Source organism: Streptosporangium sp. CA-135522 (assembly GCF_050949235.1).
Lineage (GTDB): Bacteria > Actinomycetota > Actinomycetes > Streptosporangiales > Streptosporangiaceae > Streptosporangium.
Genome location: NZ_CP192026.1, coordinates 5609648 through 5631923 on the forward strand (window position 1 = coordinate 5609648; position 22276 = coordinate 5631923).

Genomic DNA, 22276 nt, shown 5'->3' on the forward strand with positions numbered 1-22276 from the left:
CCCCATCGGCTCCGATCAGGGAAGGGCGTGGGCCTTCTTCAAATCAGCGACGAGTTCCTCAAGATAGTCGGCGTAGCCCTGATAGCTGAAGGGCGCCTCTGCTTTCCAGGGGTAGACCTGACCCGCCTTGACGGCGGGGAGTTTGGCGAAGGTCGGCTTCTTCAGCATCTCATCGAGCTTCAGTGCCTGGCTTCTGGAGTCGTAAAGTATGACGTCGGCGTCGTACCTGTCGGCGTTCTCCCAACTCAGACTCTGGAAAAAGCCTCCCTCATCCACTTTGTCGGGCGTGACGACGTCGAGGCCGCTCTGAGTCAGGTGCATGATGTCGGGGTATTCCGGGGGGTTGACCACCCACATGGTGTCGGGGCCGCCGGACATCATGAGAACTTTCAGGCCGGTCGCGGCGATTTTCGTCAATTCCGCGGTCGCCGCTTCGAATCGGGCCTTGGCCGAGCTCACTTCGGGGGCGTCGAGGTCCGCGCCCAGCGACCGGGCCAGTTCGGCGTACTTTCCGATCACCTGACTCGCGCTCTGACCGGTCAGCATGATTCCGGCGGTGGGCGCCACCTGCTCGATCGTGTCCTTCGACTTCTCCGGAACGTACCAGAGCGTGCCCTTGACGTACATGCTGCTGACCAGGAGCTGGGGCTGCAGCGCAATGTACTGCTCCACGTTGAACTCGTCCCAGACATTGCCGAGGCCGGCGACCTTGGTGATGTCGACGTTGCCCACCTGGGGGTCCCTGCCGCCGTCTTTCAGCTTGTGCGGGCCGAAGACGGCGACCGGCCGGATCCCGAAGTCCCACAGTGCGGCGGCCGAGCCGACCTGAGCGACGATCCGGGTCGGTCGCCGGGGAAGCTCGACCTTCTTGCCGCGGTCGTCGGTGAAGGTCCAGGGACCGGCGGAGGCCGTCGGCGTCCGCTCGGTGGTCACGACGGCCGAGGGCGTCGACGCTCCGCAGGCCGCCAGGGTCAGCAGGGCCCCGAAACCGCCGGCCGCGGCGAGGAAACTCCTCCTGGATACGGGCATCTCATCTCCTTAGGTTAGGCTTCCCTAAATGCAGGGACTTTAGATTAGCCTTACCTAAATTTTTCGTCGAAAGGAGGGGTGGTGAGTCCGGCAGGCGCAGCTGCTCCGGCAGTCTCAGGAACCGGTTCGCGGGCGCGGCCGGCAGGTCGCACGGCTGTCCTGGCCGCCGGTCTGCTCGTCGCGGTCGGAGTGCTGGTGCTGGTGTCGGCGCTCAGCGTCGCGCTGGGCGCCCGCTCGGTGCCGCTGTCCACGGTGCTGGACGCGCTGACCGCGCCGACCGGGTCCAACGACCATACGGTGATCCGCGAGTTGCGGGTGCCGCGGACATTGCTCGGCCTGGCCGTGGGAGCGGCGCTGGGCCTCGCCGGGGCGTTGATGCAGAGCCTGACTCGCAACCCGCTGGCCGATCCGGGCCTGCTGGGCGTCAACCAGGGGGCCGCGCTCGGCGTGACGATCGCGCTGGGCCTGCTCGGATTCGCCGATCCCGCCATCTATGTGTGGTTCGCCTTCGGCGGCGCGGCGCTGGGCTCGGTGCTGGCCTACTCGCTGGGTTCGGCGGGGCGCGCCGGCGCGAGCCCGGTACGGCTGGCGCTGGCCGGGGCGGCGACGGGCATGGTCTTCACGGCCCTCTCCTCGATGATCCTGCGCGCGGATTCCACGACGTTCGACCGCATGCGCTTCTGGCTGACCGGTTCGCTGGCCGGCCAGACCTCGGATGTCCTGGTACGGCTCGCGCCGTTCGTGACCGGCGGGCTGGTCCTCGGATTGCTGCTGGCCAAGCCGCTGAACGCGTTGGCCCTGGGTGAGGAGGCCGGACGGGCGCTGGGCGCGGCGGTCGGCCGGACCAGGATCCTCACCGCGGTGGCGGTGACCCTGCTGTGCGGTTCGGCCACGGCGGCGGCGGGGCCGTTGTGGTTCGTCGGCCTCGCGGTGCCGCACGCGGTGCGCGCGGTGGTGGGACCGGACCAGCGGTGGGTGCTCCCCTACAGCACGGTGCTCGCACCGGTGCTACTGCTGAGCGCCGACGTCGCCGGACGGATCGTCGCCCCGCCCGGCGAGGTGCAGGTCGGCATCATGTGCGCGCTGATCGGCGCTCCCGTCTTCATCTTGCTCGCCAGGCGCAGGAGGTTGGCCGCGCTATGACGCCCTCGCCCGAAACCCATGAGCCGATGACGCTTTCGTCCGAGGCGCGCCCGCCCGCGACGCCTGCGGGCGTGCCGTACGGACCCGAGGATGTGACATTCCCGGGCCAGGAGGCGGGCGCCGTGGCGCGGCGCCGGACACCGGGCGTGCGGGCCGTACGGCTCGGCCCGTGGTCGCTGCGGCTCGCGCCGAGGTCCGCCGCCGTCGGCGCGGTGCTCCTGCTCGTGGCCGCGGCGGTGAGCGTGGCGGCCCTGTCGACCGGCGAGTTCACCGTGCCGGTGCGCGACGTCGTGACCGCGCTGTTCGGCCAGGGAAGCCCGGCCGCCGAGCTCATCGTCGGCAGGCTGCGCGCGCCGAGAGTCGTCACCGGCCTGCTGGTCGGCGCGGCTTTCGGACTGAGCGGGGCGATCTTTCAGAGCCTCACCCGCAATCCGCTGGGCAGCCCTGATTTCATCGGGATCACCGCCGGCGGATCGACCGGTGGCGTCCTGGCGGTCATCGCCGGCGGGTCCGCCCCGCAGATCGCCGGCGGCTCCCTGTTGGGATCCGTCGTCTGCGCGGCGCTGATCTATGTCCTGGCCTACCGGCGCGGGGTGCAGGGGTACCGGCTGATCCTGGTCGGGATCGGAGCCAACGCGTTGCTGCTCGCCGCCGACAATTACCTGCTCACCCGCGCGAACATCAACGACGCCGCCACCGCCGGTGCCTGGCTCAGCGGCAGCCTGAGCGGGCGCGGGTGGGAGCACGCGGTCCCGGTCGCGTGCGCGCTGGCCGTGCTGCTGCCCCTGTGCGCGTTCCTGTCCAGGCCGCTGCGGCGGCTGGAGATGGGTGAGGACGTGGCCAGGCAGGTGGGCATCAGGGTCGAGGCGGTGCGCGCGGTCGCCGTCACGGTGGGTGTGTTGCTGTGCGGGGTCGCCACCGCCGCCGCGGGACCCGTGATGTTCGTCGCGATGGCCGCCCCGCAGCTCGCCAGACGCCTGGCGAGCTCGCCCGGGGTCACACTGGTGACCTCCGCGTTGACGGGCGCCGTGCTGCTGACCGGCGCCGATCTGGCCGCGCAGCGGCTGCTGGCCCCCGCCCAGCTGCCGGTCGGTGTGCTGACGGCCGCGATCGGCGGCGTCTACCTGGCTCTGCTTCTGCGAAAGGAACGTCGCTGATGGCGCGTCTGACCGGTACTGATCTCACGCTCGCCTACGACCGGCGGGTGATCGCCTCTTCCTTGGAGGTGACGGTTCCCGACGGGGCGTTCACCGTGATCATCGGCCCGAACGCCTGCGGCAAGTCCACGCTGCTGCGTGCGCTGGCCCGCATGCTCAAGCCGCGCGCGGGCGCGGTGCACCTCGACGGTAGCGTGATCACTTCGCTGCCGTCGAAGGAGGTCGCGCGGCGGCTCGGGTTGCTGCCGCAGAGTTCCATCGTGCCCGACGGGATCACCGTCGCCGATCTGGTGGCCAGGGGGCGTTACCCGCACCAGAGGTTCATGCGGCAGTGGTCGCGGGCCGATGAGGCGGCGGTGGCCGAGGCGATGCGCGCCACCGACGTCACCGGGCTGGCCGAGCGGATCGTGGATGAGCTGTCGGGCGGTCAGCGGCAGCGGGTGTGGCTGGCGATGGCGCTGGCGCAGGAGACCCCGATCCTGCTGCTGGATGAGCCGACCACGTTCCTGGACATCTCTCACCAGATCGAGGTGCTCGACCTGTGCGCCGAACTGAACGAAGCAGGCCGCACCTTGGTCGCGGTGCTGCACGACCTGAACCAGGCCTGCCGTTATGCCACCCATCTGATCGTCATGCGTGACGGAGCGATCGTGGCCGAGGGCGATCCTCGCCGTATCGTCACCTCCTCGCTGGTCGAAGAGGTTTTCGAGGTGCGGTGCGAGATCATCGCCGACCCGCAGACGGGCACGCCGCTGATCGTGCCGGAGGCCCGCAGAAAGGCGACCGCCCCCGCCTAAGGGCTTGCCGATGATTACTCGATGAGTTGATCTCTTGCGGGAGGGCTCTGACGCTGAGGAGGAGTCGTGGCGCAGGCTCTTGGACTCGTGACCACCGCCCTATCCGATCCGGACGAGGCCGGGCGTGATGATGCGATGGGCTGCGGCACCCGCCCGTGCCGGCCGAGGACCTTCGATCACCTCGTGTCCGGAGACGATGACGCTGTCTCCGGTACGGCTCGGCCGACGACGACCGTCAGCACCATGAGGGCCGCGGCCACACCACCGAGCACCATGACGGCCGATGGAGAGGCGGCGTCCACCACAGCACCCCCGAGCAGGGCTCCGATGGCGATGGTGGCCTGGAAGGAGGAGGTGAAGAGGATGGAGGCCGCCTCTGTCGCGTGGGGGGCCGCGGTGGAGAACCACGTCTGCGAGCAGACGGGGACGGCGCCATAGGCCAATCCCCACACGATGAGCAGCGCGACCGCGCCGGCCTCTGTGCTGCCGAGGGCCGGAAGGAGCGAGGTCGCGCCGGTGAGCATGCAGCCGCTGACGATGAACGTAGCCCGCAGGCCGCGTGTCACCGTCATGCCCGCGACGAAGTTGCCGACGATGCCGGCGACGCCGTACACGAGCAGAAACATGGTGATCAGGCCAGGGCTCGCCCCGGTGACCTGCTGCAGGAAAGGCGTCACATATGTGTAGGTGCCGAAATGAGCCATGACTATAAGAAAGGTCAGAACCAGTCCGGTCCGGACACCCGACCTGCGAAACAGGTCGCCCAGGACGCTCAGCCGCGTCACCTGGACGGCGGGCAGCGGTGGCACCGACACGGCCAGCAAGAGGAACACCCCCATCGTCATCACCCCCATGACGACGAAGGCCGTCCGCCAGCCCGCGAGCTGTCCGATGAGGGTGCCCGCGGGTACGCCGAGTACGGATCCCAGCGGGACGGCGGAGAAGATCACCGCGGTTGCCGTACCGACCCGCTCCGGCCGCACCAGCCGGGCGGCAAGACCGGCGCCGATCGACCAGAAACCGCCGATGACCAGCCCGACCAGGACCCGGGAGATCGCCATGACCCAGTAGGCCGGTGCGGCGGCCGCGAGAAAGTCCGCGATGGCCAGCAGAAGCATGAGGACGCAGAGCATCCAACGCCGGTCGAGCCGCCCGGTCGCGACGGTGACGGCCGGGGCGGCGATCGCGGCCAGCACGCCGGGCGTCGTCATCATCAGGCCCGCCGCGCCGTCGGAGACGTCGAAATCGGACCCGATGGACGTCAGCAGGCCGATCGGCAGGATCTCGGCCGTGACGATCGAGAAGATCCCCATCATCACCGCGATAACGGCCAGCCAGCCGATCAGCGGCGATCGTATCGACGCAGCGGGGACGGAGGGAGAGGTGGTGGTTGTGGGCACCCGCCCAGTCCAGCAGTCATCACGGCCACGAGGCTGGCGGGATGAAGACCTCACCGTCGAGTTTCGCGATCGGGCGGGTCATGCGGGCCCGGTGGAAGTGGTGGGGCGAAACGGCCCGAGCACGGGATGCCATGCCGGAGCCGTCTCGCCCGCGCACTCGGTCGAGAGCCGGAGCGGATGCTCAGGGTCAGGAAGCCGGGGTCGCCGTCGGAGTCGGGGTCGGGGTCGGGGTCGGGGTGGGCGTCTCCGGAGGGGTCGGGGCGGGCGTCTCCGTTGCCGTCGGGGTCGGAGTGGGCGGCACGGTGGGCGTGTCGGTCACCGTCGGGGTCGGGGTCGGGGTCTGCGGCGGTGTGGGGCAGGCGGCGGGGGTCCGCCACTTGACCGTGCCGGGCCACCATTGCCGGTGATACCACCAGGCGTTGCCGCGACGGTTCTTCCTGTCCGGCTGCGACAGGTCGTAGACGTAGGCGGCCGTGGCCGCCGACCCCTCACGCGTAGCGGTCAGGGCCACCCAATCACCCTGCTCGACCTCGCCGCTGCCGCGCCTGCCCGCGACGACACGGGTGTCGTCGGCGATCGTGTACGCCTGCTCGAAGCCGTCACGACTCCGTACGGTGATCGTCCCTTCGGCCACGGCGGTCGCCTCACCGGTCTGGGCGAACACCGTGACGAACACGCAGGGGTCCTTCGTCCCCACCAGGAACTCGCCGTGCACGGCGCCGGCGAACTCCAGCGGGTGCACGGTGGGCAACGCCGTCACGGTGGGAGTGGGAGCTGGGGTCTGGGACGGCGTCTCGGTGGGGATCGCCGTGGGCGTCTCGCCCGTCGTTCCCGTCGGGGTGGGGGTCTCCGTCGGGATGGGGGTCTCCGTCGCCGGCGGCACGGGCGTCGCCGCCGATGCCGCCGCCACCCCGATGCCGCCCGACGTCAGCAGCACTGCGGCCGCGGCGGCGATCAACGGCCGCGGAACGCCCCGGCGTGGTCCGCCCGCCTCGATCGATTCCTGTTCGGTCGGTTTGTCACGGTTGGTTGGTGTCACCATGTCCTCCCGTCTACGGTGTCCTGATTGAACGCCCGCCGGCCCAAGGCGATGTGAGGTCATCGTTCACTCGCCCCGTGCGGATGACGATTACGACGAATCCGCCGTAACGATCTTCCAACGGGCATCCGGAGACTGCCCGCTTCCACACGTCCCATGCGGCCGCCTGACGACCGAGCACTGTGCGCGGCCGCCTTTCACCAGTTCACCGCGGTCATCCGACCCGGCAGAAAATTCGGTGCGGGCGACGGGCCCATCCGCCCGCCGCGCCTACCGGCTGCGCCGTAGCAGCATGGAGCCGAGACTCGCCCGGGCCTTCCTGCCGAAGTCCGCGGTGTCGTTGACCCGGGGGAAGGGTTCGTCGGGCACCGGGACTTCGAGGAACTCACACAGCGGCTTCCACCCCTGGCGGACTTCGAACCGGAGGAGCCGTTGGGGCGGGATCGTCGCCACGACCTTCTCGACGTGCGCCCGGAACGTCTTCAGCGCCTCTTCCGGGTCATCCCCGTGGCCGCCGAAGACCCGCTCCTCAACGGTCAGCCTGGTCATCTTCGTGAACAAGGCGAAATCCGTGCCCAACAGGGATGAAAACCCGGACATCACCCTGCCCGACACCCTGGCACCGCGCTCGCGCTGCTTGAAGATGGTGGCATTCATACTGGCCAGCCACCGCTCGGGGTCGCGCACGGTGAGGATGACCTTGGCCTCGGGATAGTGCTCGGCGAGCTCGTTCCAGTAGGCGGCGGACGGCCAGTCCACGCAGGAGTCGTAGCCACCCAGAAGATCATCCCAGTTCACCGGCCGCCCCTCGGCCAGGGCGAGCCATTGACGGATCTGGCCCGGGTGTTCGATCACTTCCGTCATGTGATGGCACGGTCCGAAGCCGAGACGCTCAAGAGCCGTCTTGAGCGAAAGCGTTCCGGTACGGCCGAAGCCCGCCCCGATGACCCGCATGATCCCTACCATTTCGATCGGAAACTGCGAAACAGATATACGAGCAATGTTCCACCGACGCCGGAGGCCGACAAGGGCGCCCGCTCTCCCATGACGTCGGCGCCGGCACGGTCGTTCGACGTGTCGGCCCGCCGGCGCCCTGTCCGGCCCATCGCGCGCCCCGCACCCCCACCGATTCAGAGGAGGGGCCGGCACCGGCCCGAGGCGTTACGGAGGCGGCGCGTGCCGCCCGGCCGGGGAAAGCCCTGCCGGGCGTGGCCCCTCATGCCAGTGAGTCGATCTAGCGTTCCAGGCGATGGCCCTCCCCGGTCATGAGATCGGGGTCTCGAAAGGTGTTGGTGAGCAGAGAGATCCCCTGGTAGGCGGCGATCAGGGCGATCGCGAGGTCGCGGGAGTCGCCTCGGCCCATCGACCGGAACTGCTGCTCGACCCAGTCGATTTGCCCGGCTTCGTTCCGGCCGGGCCACCGGAGTTGTCTTTGCACAAGTTAGTCATCTCACTAATCAGTGTGGACAACCGGGGATGGACTGGCTAAAGTCCTTTCTTAGTTAGCCAACTAACTCATTCGGTGGCCGCCGAGGGATCCACCCGAGGCGAGCGGCCGCGGCGAATATCGGACAGGAGCTTTTCATGATCGCAATCACCGGAGCGACCGGGAACGTCGGCCGGATGCTGGTGCAGGAACTCGCCGCGGCCGGCGAACAGGTGACCGCGCTCGCGCGGCGACCCTCGGAGGCCGAGATGCCGCAGGGCGTGCAGTACCGGCAAGCCGACCTGGCCGAACCCGAAAGCCTTCGGCCCGCCCTCGACGGAGCCGGCGCGCTGTTCCTCCTCGTCGCCGGTGAGAGCCCCGACGACATCCTCGATGCCGCGAAGACCGGCGGGGTCCGGCGGATCGTCCTGCTGTCCTCCCAGGGCGCCGGGACGCGGCCGCAGACCTACCGCCATCCGGCGGTGTTCGAGGAGGCCGTCCGGCGGTCGGGGCTGGACTGGACCATCCTGCGCCCCAGCGGCTTCGACTCCAACGCCTTCGCCTGGGCGCAGACGATCCGCTCGCAGCGGACGGCCGCCGCGCCGTTCGGTGACGTCGGGCTGCCGACCATCGACCCGGCCGACATCGCCGAGGTCGCGGCCGCCGTTCTGCGCGACGAGAGTCACGCGGGCCGTACGTATGAACTCACCGGACCGGCGCTGACCAGTCCGCGGCAGCGGGCTCAGGTGATCGGTGACGTGCTGGGGGTCCCGGTCCGGTTCGTCGAGCAGACCCGCGAGGAGGCCCGGGCCCAGATGCTGCGGTTCATGCCCGAGCCGGTCGTGGAGGGCACCCTCGCCATCCTGGGCGAGCCGACGGCCGCCGAACAGCGGGTGAGCCCCGATGTCGAGCAGATCCTCGGTCGCGAACCTCGCACCTTCGCCGAATGGGCCGCGCGCAACATCGCGGCCTTCGGCTGACTCACTGGACGGCGGCCGGGTTCCTCTCTCCGGAGCCCGGCGCGGGGACGAGACGGCTCCCCGCCGCCCAACCCGCCCGGACGGGTGGTGGTCGAGATCACCGTGGACCGTGTGATGAGGCCCAACAACTGATTCCTCCCATCCCGCCCGCCGTACATTCACCTCAGAAAGGTTCGCCATGCCCACCCAGCGTGTTCTCGACTCGACGATCTTCTACCGAGAGATCGGTACGGGAGTGCCGATGGTCTTTTTACACGGAAACCCGACATCGTCTTATTTGTGGCGCCATATCCTGCCAGCCGTTGGCGACCCCGGCCGGCGCCTGGCACCGGACTTGATCGGAATGGGCGACTCCGGCAAGCCGGACATCGAATACACCTTCGACGATCACTCTCGATATCTGGACGCCTGGTTCGACGCGCTCGACCTCGACGGTGTCGTGCTGATCGGTCATGACTGGGGCGGGGCCCTCGCCTTCGACTGGGCCGCCCGCCATCCCGGACGGGTACGGGGCGTCGTGTTCACCGAAACGATCGTGAAGCCGATGACCTGGGAGGAGTTCCCCGAAGGCGGCCGTCCGCTGTTCCAGGCCATCAAGACGAGCGGTGTCGGCGAGACCATGATCTTGGACGACAACGCGTTCCTCAAGCAGGGACTGCCGAGCACCGTCGCCACCCGCCTCAGCGAGGAAGACCTCGACGCCTACCTCAGGCCGTATCCCACCCGGGACAGCCGCCGGCCACTGCTGCAGTGGCCGCGGGCGATGCCGCTGGGCGGAGAGCCGGCCGAAGTCGTGTCCAGGGTCAAGGCCTACGACGAGTGGCTGGCGACCAGCTTCGACGTGCCCAAACTACTGCTCGCCTTCGAGCCCGGCCCCGGGGCGATGATGGGCCCGGAGATCATCGACTGGTGCATCGCCAACATCGCCGCTCTCGAAGTCGAAAGGCACGGACCCGCCGGCCATCACACCCCTGAGGACCAGCCTGAGGCGATCGCCGCGGCCGTCGCCGCCTGGGCGGACGAACACGGTCTGCGATCGGCCGCGTAGGCGCGTTCGCGGCGGAGGCAGGATCGGGGCGGCTCCCGCCCCCGCGGCCGAGGAGCGCTGGGTGCGCTCGGTCATCGACGACCTGCGCACCGGCCGGCTCACCTGGTCGGCGGAGGAGCCGGCCGCCTTCGACCGGTCATCGGACCCTGCCGGAAAGAGATGATCGGCGCGGCAAGGACCACCGATCACGGGTGGCCCTTGCCGCAGAGTGCTGGCGGAGTGCTACCGGACCTCCACCTCGGCCAGTTGCATCATGGCGTTCCCGAAGGGGTCGGCGCGAAGGTTCGTACCGACGACCCTGACATAGCGTGCCGTGGTGGCGCCGAAGGCGAAGGACTGCGCCGTCGCGTCAGGCCGGGGGTAACCGGTCCGGGTGGCGACGGTCGTCCAGGTGGAGTTGTCCGGCGAGACCTGGACGGTGAAGTCGACGGGGAAGCCCAGGCCGGTGTTGGCGCCGTCGCTGCGGGCGTACAGGTCGACCTTGCTCACCCGGCTCGGGCCGCCGAGGTCGACCGTGGCCCACTCGGTGCGCGCGGCCGGGCCGGGCAGGCTGCTCCAGCCCATGGAATACCAGAGGCTGGACAGCCGGGTTCCGTCGGTGACACCGGTCCGCAGCCAGCCCTCATTGGTGTACTCCACCGAGCTGGAGGTGCTCACCGGCCGTCCCGCGGCGAGGTTGCCGCCCGCGACCTCGATCTCGGCGAGTTGCATGTGGTAGTGGCCGAACGAGTCGGTGCTCAGATGGGTTCCCGTCACCTTGACGTAGCGCACGCCGGTCGTCTCGAACGGGAAGGACTGGGCGCCCGCGCCCGGCCGGGACTGGCCGGTCCTGGTCGCGACGGTCGTCCAGGTGGAGCCGTTGGCCGAGACCTGGACGGTGAAGTCGACGGGGAAACCGAGTCCGGTGTTGGCACCGTCACCGCGGGGATGGAGGTCGATCCTGCCGAGCTGCCGGACGGCTCCGAGATCGACCTGGACCCACTCGGTGTGGTCACCGTTCATGTTCGCGGTGGAGCTGCTCCAGCCGACGCCGGTGCGGACCCCGTCCACGGCCGCCCTGGTGCCCCAGCCGTCCCCGTCATAGGAACTGGACGCGGTCACGACACGGCCCTCGGCCGGGTTGGTCTCGGGGTTGACCCGCACATTGTCGAACCTGGCACTGGCGCCGCCGGTCACGAGGGCGAGGTCGCCGGCGGGATAGGCGCTGTCGTTGACGGTGAGCAGCGGGCTCTGGCCGGAGCCCGCGTAGACGGAGATGGCCCCGCCTCGGGCGATCACCCGCAATCGGGTCCACTGGCCGGCCTGGTAGCCGGGGACCGTCGCGGAACCGAGGGAGGTTCCGCTGCGGTAGACGAAGACCTGCCCGTTGTTGCGCAACGCGACCAGGTAGCCGGTGTCCATGTCCGTGCCGTTCAGGCTGCGCACCATGAGGCCGGCCCAGTTGGTGTCGCCGCCGGCGGCGTTCACCCCGGTGATCTTCACGTCCACGCTCGCCGCGACGTCGCGGTAGGCGCGTCCCTCCAGCCCGGCGGCGATCCCCCAGTTCGCGGAGGCGTCGGACTGGACGTACTCCCCCGAGCCGACCGACCAGGAACCCTTGGTGTGCCGCCAGTTCGTCTCGCCCGCGGCGAAGCCGTCGGTGTAGGGGAAGCTCAGGTCGGGCGCGGGTGACACCAGCGCGTCGAGGATCTGCCGGTGCCGGGCGCTCACCTCGGCACCGGATCGTTCGTAGGCGACCGGGTCGGTGATGACCGTGTCCGCGATGGCGCGGGCGGTGACCGGCTTGGTCTGCGCGAGGAGGTTCAGCAGTTCGACGTCCTCAAGCCCGTCGAGTTGCGCCTCGCTGCGCACGCTGTCGTAGATGTCGTAGGCGGCCTTGTTCGGGCGGACCATCCAGTTGTCGCCGGTCTGCCAGTCGTCGAAGGTGTTCGGCGGAGCGTTGAGGTCGCTGAAGTCCCACCAGAAGTTCCAGCCCCAGTGCAGGTAACCGGTGCCGCCGACCTTCCAGACCAGCCAGGGGGTCAGCCGGGTCGAGGCCAGGTGGTAGCTGATGAAGCGGTTCATGTTCTCGTCCTGCGGGACGATGCAGTTGTAGAGCCACAGGTCGGCGCCGCTGAGCCTGCGCCGCTGGTAGTAGGCGACGTTGTTGTTGTAGAGCCCGGTGTACGGCGTGGCGGTGGTGAGGTCGCCTTCCATCCCGGGCAGCACCGCCAGGTGCGCCTCATTGGTCAGCGGGTGCGGGAAGTACTGCCGGTACTTGGTGTAGAGCCACTGCGCGGCGGTCACCTGGGGCGCGGTGGACGGCTCGTCCAGCGCGCTCATGTAGAAGAGGTCCGTCCAGCCCTTGGCGTCGAGGTGGGCCTTGAGCGCAGGGAAGATCGTGTTCAGGTAGGCGTTGGTCTCGGCGGTGTCCGGGGTGGCGAGCACCCGCTGCACCACGCCACCGACCTTTTTGATCATGTCCAGCTTGATACTGCCGTCGGACTGTCCCTCCAGCAGGTGAGGGGTGTAGATGTACTGCATCGCCCCGGCGTCCACGAAGGTCTGCACGAAGCGGTCGAACGTGGCCCAGCCGAAGACGTAGTTGCCCGCGGCGTCGATGGTCGTGTCCGGGATCAGCAGCCCCTGGAAGTCGGCGAAGATGACGTTGTTGCGGTGCCGGGCGTGGTTGGCCGCGATGTTCTCGATGACCTTCCACCAGTTGGCGTCGAACATCTGCACGCCGTACTGGGCGGGAATGGATCTGATCGTGCCGTTGTAGTCCCAGCCGGCGGAGGTGAACCAGTTGTTCATCTTGAAGGTCGACCGGTTGGCCGGGGGGATCGTGACGTCGTAGACCGTCACGGTGACGTCGACCGGGACGTCACCGCCGTCGCTCCTTACCGTCGCCGTGCCGGTGTAGGTGCCCGGCGTCTGGTTCGCCGCGACGCGGACGCTGTAGTGGTAGGGCTGGGTGAGGTTCGCCGCGAGCGTCTGCGGTGTGTTCTCGACCAGGGCGTCGTAGTAGGCGGTGCCGCCGTCGGGCGGGTTCTGGTAGACGCCGATCTTGGAGATGTGCGGGTGGTTGTACTCCCTGCGCACCGTGACGGGGATGGTCGCCCCGCCGGGGCCGGTGAGCGCTCCGGCCGTGATGTGCACCCCGCTCAGCGCCGTCGGCGTGCGGACCAGGATCTGCGCGGCCTCGGTCTCTCCCCTGGCGGCTCGCAGGGTGATGGCCGAAGCGGCTCCCGACGGCTTCGCCGTCGAGCTGAACGCCCGGTCGGAGGCGTCCTGGATCCAGACCGAGGGGGCGGCGGCATGCGCGGGAGAGGCGACGAACGCCAGTAACAGGGTCAACACCGTTAAGAGCGATGCTCTTCTCATCGGAACCTCATCTCGATACCCGGCGGGCGCCGGAGTCACCGTGGGACCGGAGGGGATCACAACAGGTGCCGCTCCCCGGATTCGACCGGGCCCTCGACCAGCTCCTCGACCGGGCCCTCGACCGGGCGAGACGAAAGCGCCTTGTCGAAACGCGGAGGCCCGGGCTCCGCGCCCTCCCCGAGGCGATCCGCACCATGAGCGAAGGGGGACGCGTCGTACGGCCAGATAGCAAAAACGTTTTAAGATATATGCCGGTGACAGTAGGCCGATACCTACGGAGCGTCAAGGGAGCCGGCCCCTCGATCTTCATTACGGTTTGGACATGAAATGTCATGACATGAGAAAAATTGTTCGCCGATCCTCGTCGCGAATCGGGAACGACCGGCCATCACGCCTCCTTCCCCTCTCCACGCCGCGTTTTTCCTGGCCGGAGGCTACCGGCGTACGGCCGGGCCACCCCGTCGACCACTCTTGACAGCCCTCACTTTCCGGCTTACGGTCCTCCTCAATCTTGTTAAAACGTTCTTATCAATCGGTGCGTCTTCCCGCTCCGTCGATGCCATCAACCGCCGAGGCCCGGTAGCCACCCCCCACCGAAGCAGGAGAAGCAATGTCCAACCACCGGTTACTGGCCGTGATCGGCCTCACCGCGTCCCTCGGCCTGACCGCCTGCGGTGGCGCGAGGGAGGACGCGGGCACCGCGCCGGCGGAGCAGAGGGCCGACACCGGAGAGTTCGCGCTGCCCAGCGCGGCCGCTTACTTCACGACCCCGTGTCCGGAGGCCGGGACCAAACCCGTCACCGACAAGGAGCTCGTCTACTGGTCGATGTGGACCAAGGACGAACCCCAGGGCAAGGTCGTGCGGTACATCGCCGACTGCTTCACTAAGAAGACCGGCGTCAAGGTGTCCATCCAGTGGCTGGGCCGCGCCTACCTGCGGCAGAACCTGGTCCCCGCGCTGAGCACCGACACCGTGCCCGACCTGTTCGACCAGGACCTCACCAACATCAAGGCGGCCGTCGTCTCGGCCGGTGGCACCCAGCCGGTGGACGACGTCCTGGACATGAAGACCGGCGACGGCACGGTCCGCGACGTGCTGCCCGCCGCCTATCACGACACCCCGGCGGCCAAGAACGACGGAAAGCTGTTCGCGGTGCCCTACATCGTGCTGAGCGACGCCTGGTGGTACAACAAACGCCAGGTCACGGACTTCAAGGCGCCGAAGACCATGGACGAGTTGTTCGCGCTCTTCGAGGCCTCGAAGAAGGCCGGCCGCCCGGCGCTCGCGCTGGACGGCGACATCAGCTACTACGCCGCCTGGTTCTTCGACCAGATCGCATCCCGCCACGTCGGGCCGGGCGGCTTGGCGAAGGCCGCGCAGGACAGGACCGGGCGGCTCTGGAAGAGCGAGCCGGGCTTCCTCAAGGCCGCCGAGCACACCGCGAAGATCGGCTCCTATCTGATCGACGGCTGGGACGCCTCGAAGTTTCCGCAGGTCCAGCAGCGCTGGGCGGACGGTGACGCCGACTACCTGTTCATGGGCAGCTGGGGCCCGGCCGAGACCAGGCAATATCTGGTCAAGCAGGGCGACGGGCAGGCCATCGACTACGGCTCCTTCCAATTCCCCATGCCCGAAGGCGCGACCCACGACGTCATCGAGGTCCAGCAGATCGGCTTCGGCGTGACGGCCAAGGCCGAGCACCCGCAGGCGGCCAAGGCGTTCATCGCCTACCTCCTGAACCGGAGCATGCTCGCCGGAATCCCCGTGGTCGCCGACAGCCTGACGCCGCGCAAGGACCTGCCGGTGCCCGGCGACCTGGCCGACCTCAAGAAGGCGCTGGACGACCCGGCCAAGACGCACACCGCCATGATGGACGGGGTGGACGGCGTCGCCGGCGGCAAGTTCGCCGACCAGGTCTTCTTCCCGAACGACAACGACCTGCTGAAGGGCAGGCTCACCCCACAGCAGTTCGTGGACAAGATGGCCGAGGCGACGGCCACCTTCTGGAAGAGCCAGGGTTGATGGCGCAGACCGTTTCGCCGCGCGCCCCGCGGGCCGATGCCGTGCGGGCCGGATCCGCGCCGGGCCGGAAGGTCCCGTCCACCGCGGGTGCGCCCGCCCCTCACCTGCTCCGCAGGCGGCGGCTGTTCTGGCCGTTCGTACTGCCGGCGCTCGCGCTCTACGTCGTCTTCCTCGTCGGCCCGGCGATCGCCACGCTCGTGCTCAGCTTCACCCGGTGGTCGGGGGCGGGTGCGGCCCCCGAGTTCACCGGGTTCGACCAGTATCGGCAGATGTTCGCCAGCGAGTCGTTCGGCTACGCCTTCGGCAACACGCTCGTGTACATCGTGGTCGGCGGGGTCGGCACGTTCCTGTTCGCCTTCCTGTTCACGATGGTGCTGCGGAACATGCGCGCCGGCAAGACGATCCGGGCGATCCTGTTCTTCCCGAACATCGTGGCCCCGGTCGCGCTCGGCATGTTCTTCGGCTTCGTGTTCAAGTACAACCCGTCCAAGCAGGGGCTGGCCAACTTCGTCGCGCAGGCGCTCGGGCTGCCGGCGGCCAAGTTCCTCCAGCCGGAGAACGTCACCTGGGTGGTGATCGGCGCGTTGATCTGGGCGAGCGCCGGTTTCTACATCACGATCCTGATGGCCGCCGTCGACCGCATCCCGCCCTACCTGTACGAGGACGCCGAGCTGTGCGGGGCCTCACCGTGGCAGCAGTTCCGGGCGGTCACGCTGCCGCTGACCTGGGATGTGGTGGGCATCGCCGGGGTGCTCTGGACGATCGGCGCCATCAAGATCTTCGAAATGGTCTTCGTCCTCGCGGGCCCGGGCACCTACCTGCCCCCCAACCGGGCCTGGACGCTGGCCATCTACGTCTATGACCGCTCCTTCGGCGCCCAGGGCACCGCGGAGTACGGCGTCGCCTGTGCCTGCGCGGTGGTGATGATCGTTCTGGTGACCGTCCTGGTGCTGGCGCTGCGCAGGGTGATGCGCAGAGAGAGGCTCGAATACTGATGCGCGGTCCTGTCAAGCCGGGTCCCGTCAGACTGGGCCCCATCAGGCTGAGCCCTGTCAAACTGGCCGGGACGGCCGCCGTATGGCTGTTCACCGGTGTCAACGTGCTGCTGCTCTACTGGCTGGTCGCGGCGTCGTTCAAGACCCCGATCGAGATCTTCAGGGACCCGTTCGGGTTGCCGCACACCTGGTTCGCACGGGGCAACCCGCTGCGCAACTTCCTCTACGCCTGGAACCAGGCGGAGTTCGGCCACGCCTTCATGGTCACGGTCGTCCTGGTGGCCGCGGCCGCCGTGTCGATCGTCCTGGTCTCCGCGCCCGCCGCCTACGCGCTGAGCCGCCTGGGCGTGCGCGGCTCGGGCCCGCTGACCGGCTTCATCGCGATCGGCATGGGCGTGCCCATGCAGACCGTGATCATCCCGCTGTTCATCGGGATGGCCCAGCTCAAGCTCACCAACAGCCTGTTCGGCCTCTATCTCCTGTACGTGGCGCTGTCGGTCCCGTTCACGGTGTTCCTGCTGACCGGGTTCTTCAGGAACCTTCCCGAGGAGACCGAGGAGGCCGCCGCCATCGACGGCGCGTCCCCGCTGCGCACGTTCCTGTCCATCACGCTGCCGCTGGCCCGCGGCGGGATGATCACCGCCCTGATCCTCAACGCGATCGGGCTGTGGAACGAGACCCTGCTGGCCATCGTGTTCATCCAGGAGAACGCCGGCTTCACGCTGGCCCGCGCGCTGTTCACCTTCTACGGCGCGGCGACCTACCAGTCGGAGTACGGCGGGCTGATCGCGGGCGTCGCGATCGTCGTACTGCCCATGCTGGTGCTCTATCTTCTGCTGGCGCGGCGGATCATCACCGGTATGACCCTGGGGGCGGGCAAGTGAGACTGGAGACGACACGGGTCCTGATGGCCGATCCGGGACCCGTCAGCCCGCTTCCGATCCTTCGACCGGCGCCCGTGCCCGACGTCGCGGAAGAGTACGGCCGCCCGTTCTCGCTCCTTCCGTACGGCAAGCGCGACCGCTACGGTCGCGACCCGGTCGAGCGGGACATCCCGGTGATCGTCCTGGAGAACGAGCACCTGCGCGCCTCCTTCCTGCCGTCGCTGGGAGGCAGGCTCTGGTCCTTGATCGACAAGGCGCGGGAGCGCGAGCTGCTCTACCGCAACCCGGTGATCCAACCGGCCAACCTCGCCCTCCGGGACGCCTGGTTCGCCGGCGGCGTCGAGTGGAACCTCGGCACCACCGGGCACTGGGCGCTCACCTGCGACCCGCTGCACGCCGCCCGGGTCGAGGCGCCTGTGCCGGTCCTGCGGATGTACGAGTACGAACGGATGCGCGGCCTGATCCTCCAGATCGACGCCTGGCTGCCTCCCGGTTCACGGGTCCTGCTCATCGACGTCACGCTGCGCAACCCGCAGCCCCACGAGGTCCCCGTCTACTGGTGGTCGAACATCGCCGTGCCGCAGACCCCGTCGACGCGGGTCCTGGCTCCCGCGTCGCGGGCGGAGCACTTCGACTACACCGGGAAGCTGACGACCGTCCCCTACCCGGGGTCTCCCGACGTGAGCTATCCCGCGAGATGGCACCACGCGGCCGACTACTTCCTGCACCTGTCGGGGACGCCGTGGATAGCGGCCGTCGACGGCGACGGATACGGCCTGCTCCAGGCGTCCACCGGCCGGTTGGCGGGGCGCAAGCTCTTCGGCTGGGGCACGGGGCCCGGCGGATCCCGCTGGCAGGAGTGGCTCGCCCGGCCCGGTCACCGCTATCTGGAGATCCAGGCGGGTCTGGCCCGCACGCAGTTCCAGCACCTTTCCATGCCGGCCGGAACGCGCTGGTCGTGGACCGAGGCCTACGGCCCCCTCTCCCTCGACAACGCGCACGGTTCCCACGATGAGGCTCGTACGGCCGTCGCGGGCGCGCTCGCGACGCCGGCCGAGCCCGGACGGTGGGCCGACCATCCGGTGGCCGAGACCCTGCACTCGGGATCGGGGTGGGGTGCGCTGGAACGCCGCGCCGGAGCACTGCCCGCCATCCCCGCGACGCCGTTCCCCGACGAAACGCTCGGCGACGAGCAGCACGCCTGGCTGGCGCTGCTGGAGACCGGCGAGCTCGCCGAATCAGCCGTGTGCGTCATCGGACCGCACTGGCTGCGCCTGCTGGAACGGGCCTCGGGCTGGCAGGGCCGCTACCACCTGGGGCTCGCCCGCTGGGCGACCGGCGACGTCGCCGGAGCCCGCCGGGCGTGGAAGGAGTCGCTGGGCGAGCGGCGATCACCCCTCGCGCTGAGGGCGCTCGCCGAAGCCCACCGCATCGCCGGGGACGACGCGGCGGCGGCCGTACTGCTGCTGGAGGCGCACGCCCTGGCGCCCGCACTGCTCGCGCTGACCGTGGAGACCCTCAAGGCCCTGATCGACGCCGGTCGGCCCGAACGGGCGCTGGCGCTGATCGACGACCTCGCCGGCCGTACCGGCCGTGCGCACGGGCGGATCCTGCTGCTCGAGGCCCAGGCCGCCCTGGGCGCCGGCGATCGGGAAAGAGCCGGGCGCATCCTCGACGAGGGATTGGTCGTGCCCGACCTCCGAGAGGGCGAGGACGCGCTCGACGAGCTCTGGTCCGCCCACCACGGCGACACGAGCGGGCTACCGGCTCACTACGACTTCAGGATGGGCTGACCCGGACGGTCGGGCGATCGCTCCAGCCGGCGGGTGATCGCCTGACCGACGGGGCCTTACGGAGCCTCGGCGTCGTGGACGACGAGGGCGAGTTGGACACGGTTGTCCAGGGACGCCTTGGTCAGGATGCGCGAGATGTAGCCCTTGACCGTGCCCACGCTCATGTGCAGCTCCGCGGCGATGAGCGCGTTGGGCTTGCCCTGACCTACCGCCAGCGCCACCTCGCGCTCCCGCTCGCTGAGCCGGGCGAGCACCCGGCGGGCGTCGGCGCGGCGGCGGTCGTCCTCCTCCGGCATCAGGTGGGCGATCAGCCGCCGGGTGACGCTGGGAGACAGGATGGGCTCGCCGCCGACGACCCGGCGGACGGCCTCCACGATCCCCGCCGGCGGGGTGTCCTTGAGCAGGAACCCGCTCGCCCCTCCTCGTAGCGCGCGAAAGACATGGTCGTCGGCGTCGAAGGTGGTGAGGATGATGACCTCGGGCGGATCGCGGCGGCGGCGCAGGCGCCGGGTGGCGTCGATGCCGTCCATGCCGGGCATCCGGATGTCCATCAGCACCACGTCGGGGGCATGGGCCTCGACCGCCGCCTGGACCTCGCGGCCGTCGGCCACCCCGGCCACCACCTGGAGGTCGGCCGCGCCCGCGAGCATCAGGGTCAGGCCGGCGCGGACGAGCGCGTCATCGTCGGCGATCAGCACGCGGATCGGCGCACGCGGCTCGCTCACACCGGCCATGGCAGCCACGCTTCCAGCCGGAATCCGTCGTTCGCGGTGGACCCGTGCTCCAGCCGCCCACCGGCCAGTGAGGCCCGCTCGGCCAGCCCGGCCAGCCCCGCACCCGCCCCGGTCAGGCCGAGATCCGCATCGAGCGCGCGCGGCGGGTCGAACTCGCCGGGCGTGCGTGGCGTGGCGGTCGCGGCGGGCAGCGGGTTGCTCACTTCGATCGTCAGCCCGGTGCCCGCCGTACCGGAGACGACCACCGTGACCGGCTGGCCGGGGGCGTGCTTGCGCGCGTTGGTGAGCCCTTCCTGGACGATGCGGAAGGCGGCGCGGCCGGTGGCGGCCGGCAGGTCGGAGAACCCTATGCCGTGATCGAGCAGATCGACCCGCATCCCGGCCTGCCGGGACTCCTCGATGAGGGGTGCGAGGGCGGCGTGGTTCGCCCGGTCGCCGCGCGGCAGCGGGTGATCCTCCGGGTCCGGGGCGTCGCGAAGCACCGAGATGACCGTGCGCAGCTCCTGTAGTGCCAGGTGGGCGCTCGACCGGATCACCCCGGCGGCCGCGGCGACGTCGCCGGGCGCCGCCTCCGCGTTGAACTCCAGCGCTCCGGCGTGCAGCGCCAGCAGCGACAGCCGGTGCGCGAGCACGTCGTGCATCTCGCGCGCGATGCCGACACGCTCGGCGCGGCGGGCCTGCTCGGCACGGAGCCGCTGGTCGGCCTCGGCCCTGCGGGCGCGTTCGGCCAGCGACAGCACCAGCTCCCGCCGGGTGCGCGCCAGCATGCCCCAGCCGGTCAGCGCCCCGCCGAACAGCACGCCCACCAGCGCCCAGACCGGGTAGGGCGCCAAGCCTGGCGGCCGCCAGGCGAACCGGACCAGCATGGCGCCCACGCCCGCGGCTCCCACCGCGATCGCGGCGAGCGGCCGCCGGTACAGGGCCGCGATCAACGTGGCGATCCCGGCCGCCACCGAGGCGGCCGCCGCCGGCACCGACAGCGCGACGACGGCCAGCCCCGCGGCCACCGGCCACCGGCGGCACAGCCACAACACCGCGCACGCCGACATGCCGGCCACCAGGTCGGCGACCAGGTGCCAGCGCGGTGCCGGCGCGCCGGCGGTCAGATCATCCCAGATCACCGCGACCGCCCCGGCGAGCGCGAGCACGAAGCCGCCGGTAGCGACCGCCCAGTCCCGCCGCGACCGTATCCAGCCGGGCCGCACGTCTTCCGCGCTGGTCAGGAACATAGCCACAGATCGTAACCGGCCGCCGAGTCCGTCCGACAGCAACCAAAGTCGCCGATCGAAGGTGACCTAAGTGGCCATGATGCGGCCTCCCGGCAGCGGCGGCGGCTCCCGGCGGCGGGACACCCTGATCGCATGATCACATCTGGTTCAAAGGCGGGCGGCCGGTGGGCCGCGCTGCTGCTCGCGATGATCACCCCGGTCATCGCCGAGCTCACGCTGGGCAATCCGCCGCTCAGCCAGGCCTGGCTGCTGCTCCTGTGGGTGCCGATCTACGGCGCGGGCACCGTGCTGATCCGCGAGCTGGTGCGGCGGAGCGGCGGCGGCCGGCCCGCGATCCTGCCGATCCTGCTGCTGGGGGCGGCCTACGGCATCGTCGAGGAGGGCCTGGCGCTACAGGCGCTCAGCAGCCCGACCCTGTACGGCGTGGCCGACTGGGCTCCCCGGATCCTCGGTCTGAACAGCGCCTACGCGGAGCTCAACATCCCCTACCACGCGGTCTTCAGCGTGACGCTGCCGATCCTGCTGACCGATCTGCTGTTTCCCGCCCTGCGCCACCGGCCCTATCTGGGGAAGGCGGGCCTGGCGGTGGCCGCGGTGGTGTTCGTGCTGGGCGGAGTCCTGCTGCGGTGGAGTGTGACGGCCTTCATCGACCCCGGCTACCAGGCGCCTGCCGCGGTCGTGGCGGGTTGCCTGGCGGCCATCGCGCTGCTCGCGGTAACGGCCCTGGGGGTGCTCCCCCGGTCGCCGTCCGCCCCCGGCCGGTCGTCCGCCCCGCGGCCGCTCCCCGCGCCTCGCCCGTGGGTCGTGGGCGCCTTCTGCGGCGCCGCCGCCTTCGGGTACCTCGCCCTGCTGTACCCGTTCGGCGGGGCCACCCGGCCCGCCTTCACCCAAGGCGGCTGGGTGGTGGTGCCGATGCTGGTCGCGGCGGTCCTCGCGGGGGCCGCCGGATGGCTGGTGCGCCGCTGGGGGACCGGCGGCGGCTGGACCGACCGGCACAGCCTCGCCCTGGCCGGCGGCGCCCTGACGGCCCACACCGCGTTCGGACTGATCGCCAACGCCGAAATCCCCTCCGACCGCGCCGGGTTGGCCGTGCTCGGACTCGTCATGATCGGCCTGCTGACGCTGCTCGGCCGCCGCCTGACGACCTGACCGGGTGAGGCCGACGGCCGGTCGTCGCTCAGGATCTCGGTGAGTCCGGCGCGAGCACCCGCGACGCCTCACCACCGCCGGTATGGG

The 22276-nt window shown here is 69.9% G+C and carries 17 protein-coding genes and 1 pseudogene; 10 read left to right on the forward strand and 8 right to left on the reverse strand.

Going from position 1 to position 22276, the window contains the following annotated elements:
- Positions 1 to 15: 15 nt before the first annotated feature.
- Positions 16 to 1029, reverse strand: coding sequence for an ABC transporter substrate-binding protein (locus ACQPYK_RS26630; RefSeq protein ID WP_433236169.1), 1014 nt, complete (start codon positions 1027 to 1029; stop codon positions 16 to 18).
- 81 nt (positions 1030 to 1110) lie between these two features.
- Here ACQPYK_RS26630 and ACQPYK_RS26635 point away from each other — a divergent pair, with 81 nt between their 5' ends.
- From ACQPYK_RS26635 to ACQPYK_RS26645, 3 genes are read left to right on the forward strand one after another with little or no spacing between them, the layout of a single operon-like run.
- Positions 1111 to 2172, forward strand: a complete 1062-nt coding sequence (locus ACQPYK_RS26635; protein WP_433236172.1) for a FecCD family ABC transporter permease — start codon at positions 1111 to 1113, stop codon at positions 2170 to 2172.
- 26 nt (positions 2173 to 2198) lie between these two features.
- Positions 2199 to 3329, forward strand: coding sequence for a FecCD family ABC transporter permease (locus tag ACQPYK_RS26640; protein WP_433236175.1), 1131 nt, complete (start codon positions 2199 to 2201; stop codon positions 3327 to 3329).
- Positions 3329 to 4126: an ABC transporter ATP-binding protein gene (locus ACQPYK_RS26645; RefSeq protein ID WP_433236178.1), complete on the forward strand. Its 798-nt coding sequence runs from the start codon at positions 3329 to 3331 to the stop codon at positions 4124 to 4126. The genes ACQPYK_RS26640 and ACQPYK_RS26645 overlap by 1 nt, the downstream gene beginning before the upstream one ends.
- A gap of 176 nt (positions 4127 to 4302) precedes the next feature.
- Here ACQPYK_RS26645 and ACQPYK_RS26650 read toward each other — a convergent pair whose 3' ends face one another.
- From ACQPYK_RS26650 to ACQPYK_RS26665, 4 genes are all read right to left on the reverse strand, one after another.
- On the reverse strand, positions 4303 to 5526 hold the full coding sequence (locus ACQPYK_RS26650) for an MFS transporter (protein ID WP_433236181.1): 1224 nt from the start codon (positions 5524 to 5526) through the stop codon (positions 4303 to 4305).
- Between the two features lie 187 nt (positions 5527 to 5713).
- A complete protein-coding gene (locus ACQPYK_RS26655; protein ID WP_433236184.1) occupies positions 5714 to 6568 on the reverse strand; it encodes a hypothetical protein in 855 nt (284 codons plus the stop codon).
- Between the two features lie 267 nt (positions 6569 to 6835).
- On the reverse strand, positions 6836 to 7519 hold the full coding sequence (locus tag ACQPYK_RS26660) for a sulfotransferase family protein (protein ID WP_433236187.1): 684 nt from the start codon (positions 7517 to 7519) through the stop codon (positions 6836 to 6838).
- A gap of 280 nt (positions 7520 to 7799) precedes the next feature.
- Positions 7800 to 8003 (reverse strand): hypothetical protein, encoded by a 204-nt coding sequence (locus ACQPYK_RS26665; RefSeq protein ID WP_433236190.1) that lies wholly within the window; start codon positions 8001 to 8003, stop codon positions 7800 to 7802.
- A gap of 146 nt (positions 8004 to 8149) precedes the next feature.
- On the opposite strand from ACQPYK_RS26665, the gene ACQPYK_RS26670 reads away from it, so the two are divergent.
- Together ACQPYK_RS26670 and ACQPYK_RS26675 are read left to right on the forward strand one after the other, a co-directional pair.
- Complete coding sequence (locus ACQPYK_RS26670) at positions 8150 to 8971, forward strand: NAD(P)H-binding protein (RefSeq protein ID WP_433236193.1); 822 nt, start codon at positions 8150 to 8152, stop codon at positions 8969 to 8971.
- A gap of 172 nt (positions 8972 to 9143) precedes the next feature.
- Positions 9144 to 10019: pseudogene (locus tag ACQPYK_RS26675) on the forward strand (haloalkane dehalogenase); the annotation flags it as partial.
- Between the two features lie 222 nt (positions 10020 to 10241).
- On the opposite strand, the gene ACQPYK_RS26680 reads toward ACQPYK_RS26675, so the two are convergent.
- Positions 10242 to 13358 (reverse strand): discoidin domain-containing protein, encoded by a 3117-nt coding sequence (locus ACQPYK_RS26680; protein ID WP_433236196.1) that lies wholly within the window; start codon positions 13356 to 13358, stop codon positions 10242 to 10244.
- A gap of 634 nt (positions 13359 to 13992) precedes the next feature.
- Between ACQPYK_RS26680 and ACQPYK_RS26685 the strand changes: the two genes are divergently transcribed.
- The 4 genes from ACQPYK_RS26685 (at position 13993) to ACQPYK_RS26700 (ending at position 19077) form a co-directional block, all read left to right on the forward strand.
- Positions 13993 to 15405 (forward strand): ABC transporter substrate-binding protein, encoded by a 1413-nt coding sequence (locus ACQPYK_RS26685; RefSeq protein WP_433236199.1) that lies wholly within the window; start codon positions 13993 to 13995, stop codon positions 15403 to 15405.
- Complete coding sequence (locus ACQPYK_RS26690; RefSeq protein ID WP_433236202.1) at positions 15405 to 16400, forward strand: carbohydrate ABC transporter permease; 996 nt, start codon at positions 15405 to 15407, stop codon at positions 16398 to 16400. The genes ACQPYK_RS26685 and ACQPYK_RS26690 overlap by 1 nt, the downstream gene beginning before the upstream one ends.
- Entirely contained in the window at positions 16400 to 17284 is an 885-nt protein-coding gene (locus ACQPYK_RS26695; RefSeq protein ID WP_433236205.1) for a carbohydrate ABC transporter permease, read from the forward strand. Before ACQPYK_RS26690 ends, ACQPYK_RS26695 begins: the two co-directional genes overlap by 1 nt.
- Before the next feature lie 74 nt (positions 17285 to 17358).
- Entirely contained in the window at positions 17359 to 19077 is a 1719-nt protein-coding gene (locus tag ACQPYK_RS26700) for a DUF5107 domain-containing protein (protein ID WP_433236208.1), read from the forward strand.
- A gap of 56 nt (positions 19078 to 19133) precedes the next feature.
- Here the strand turns inward: ACQPYK_RS26700 and ACQPYK_RS26705 are convergent, their stop codons facing one another.
- A complete protein-coding gene (locus tag ACQPYK_RS26705) occupies positions 19134 to 19811 on the reverse strand; it encodes a response regulator transcription factor (RefSeq protein ID WP_433236211.1) in 678 nt (225 codons plus the stop codon).
- Positions 19799 to 21040 carry a sensor histidine kinase gene (locus ACQPYK_RS26710; protein WP_433236214.1) on the reverse strand — a complete coding sequence of 414 codons (1242 nt, stop codon included), beginning with the start codon at positions 21038 to 21040 and terminating at the stop codon, positions 19799 to 19801. The genes ACQPYK_RS26705 and ACQPYK_RS26710 overlap by 13 nt, the downstream gene beginning before the upstream one ends.
- A 132-nt stretch (positions 21041 to 21172) precedes the next feature.
- Here ACQPYK_RS26710 and ACQPYK_RS26715 point away from each other — a divergent pair, with 132 nt between their 5' ends.
- Entirely contained in the window at positions 21173 to 22189 is a 1017-nt protein-coding gene (locus ACQPYK_RS26715) for a hypothetical protein (RefSeq protein ID WP_433236217.1), read from the forward strand.
- The last annotated feature ends 87 nt before the right edge of the window (positions 22190 to 22276 follow it).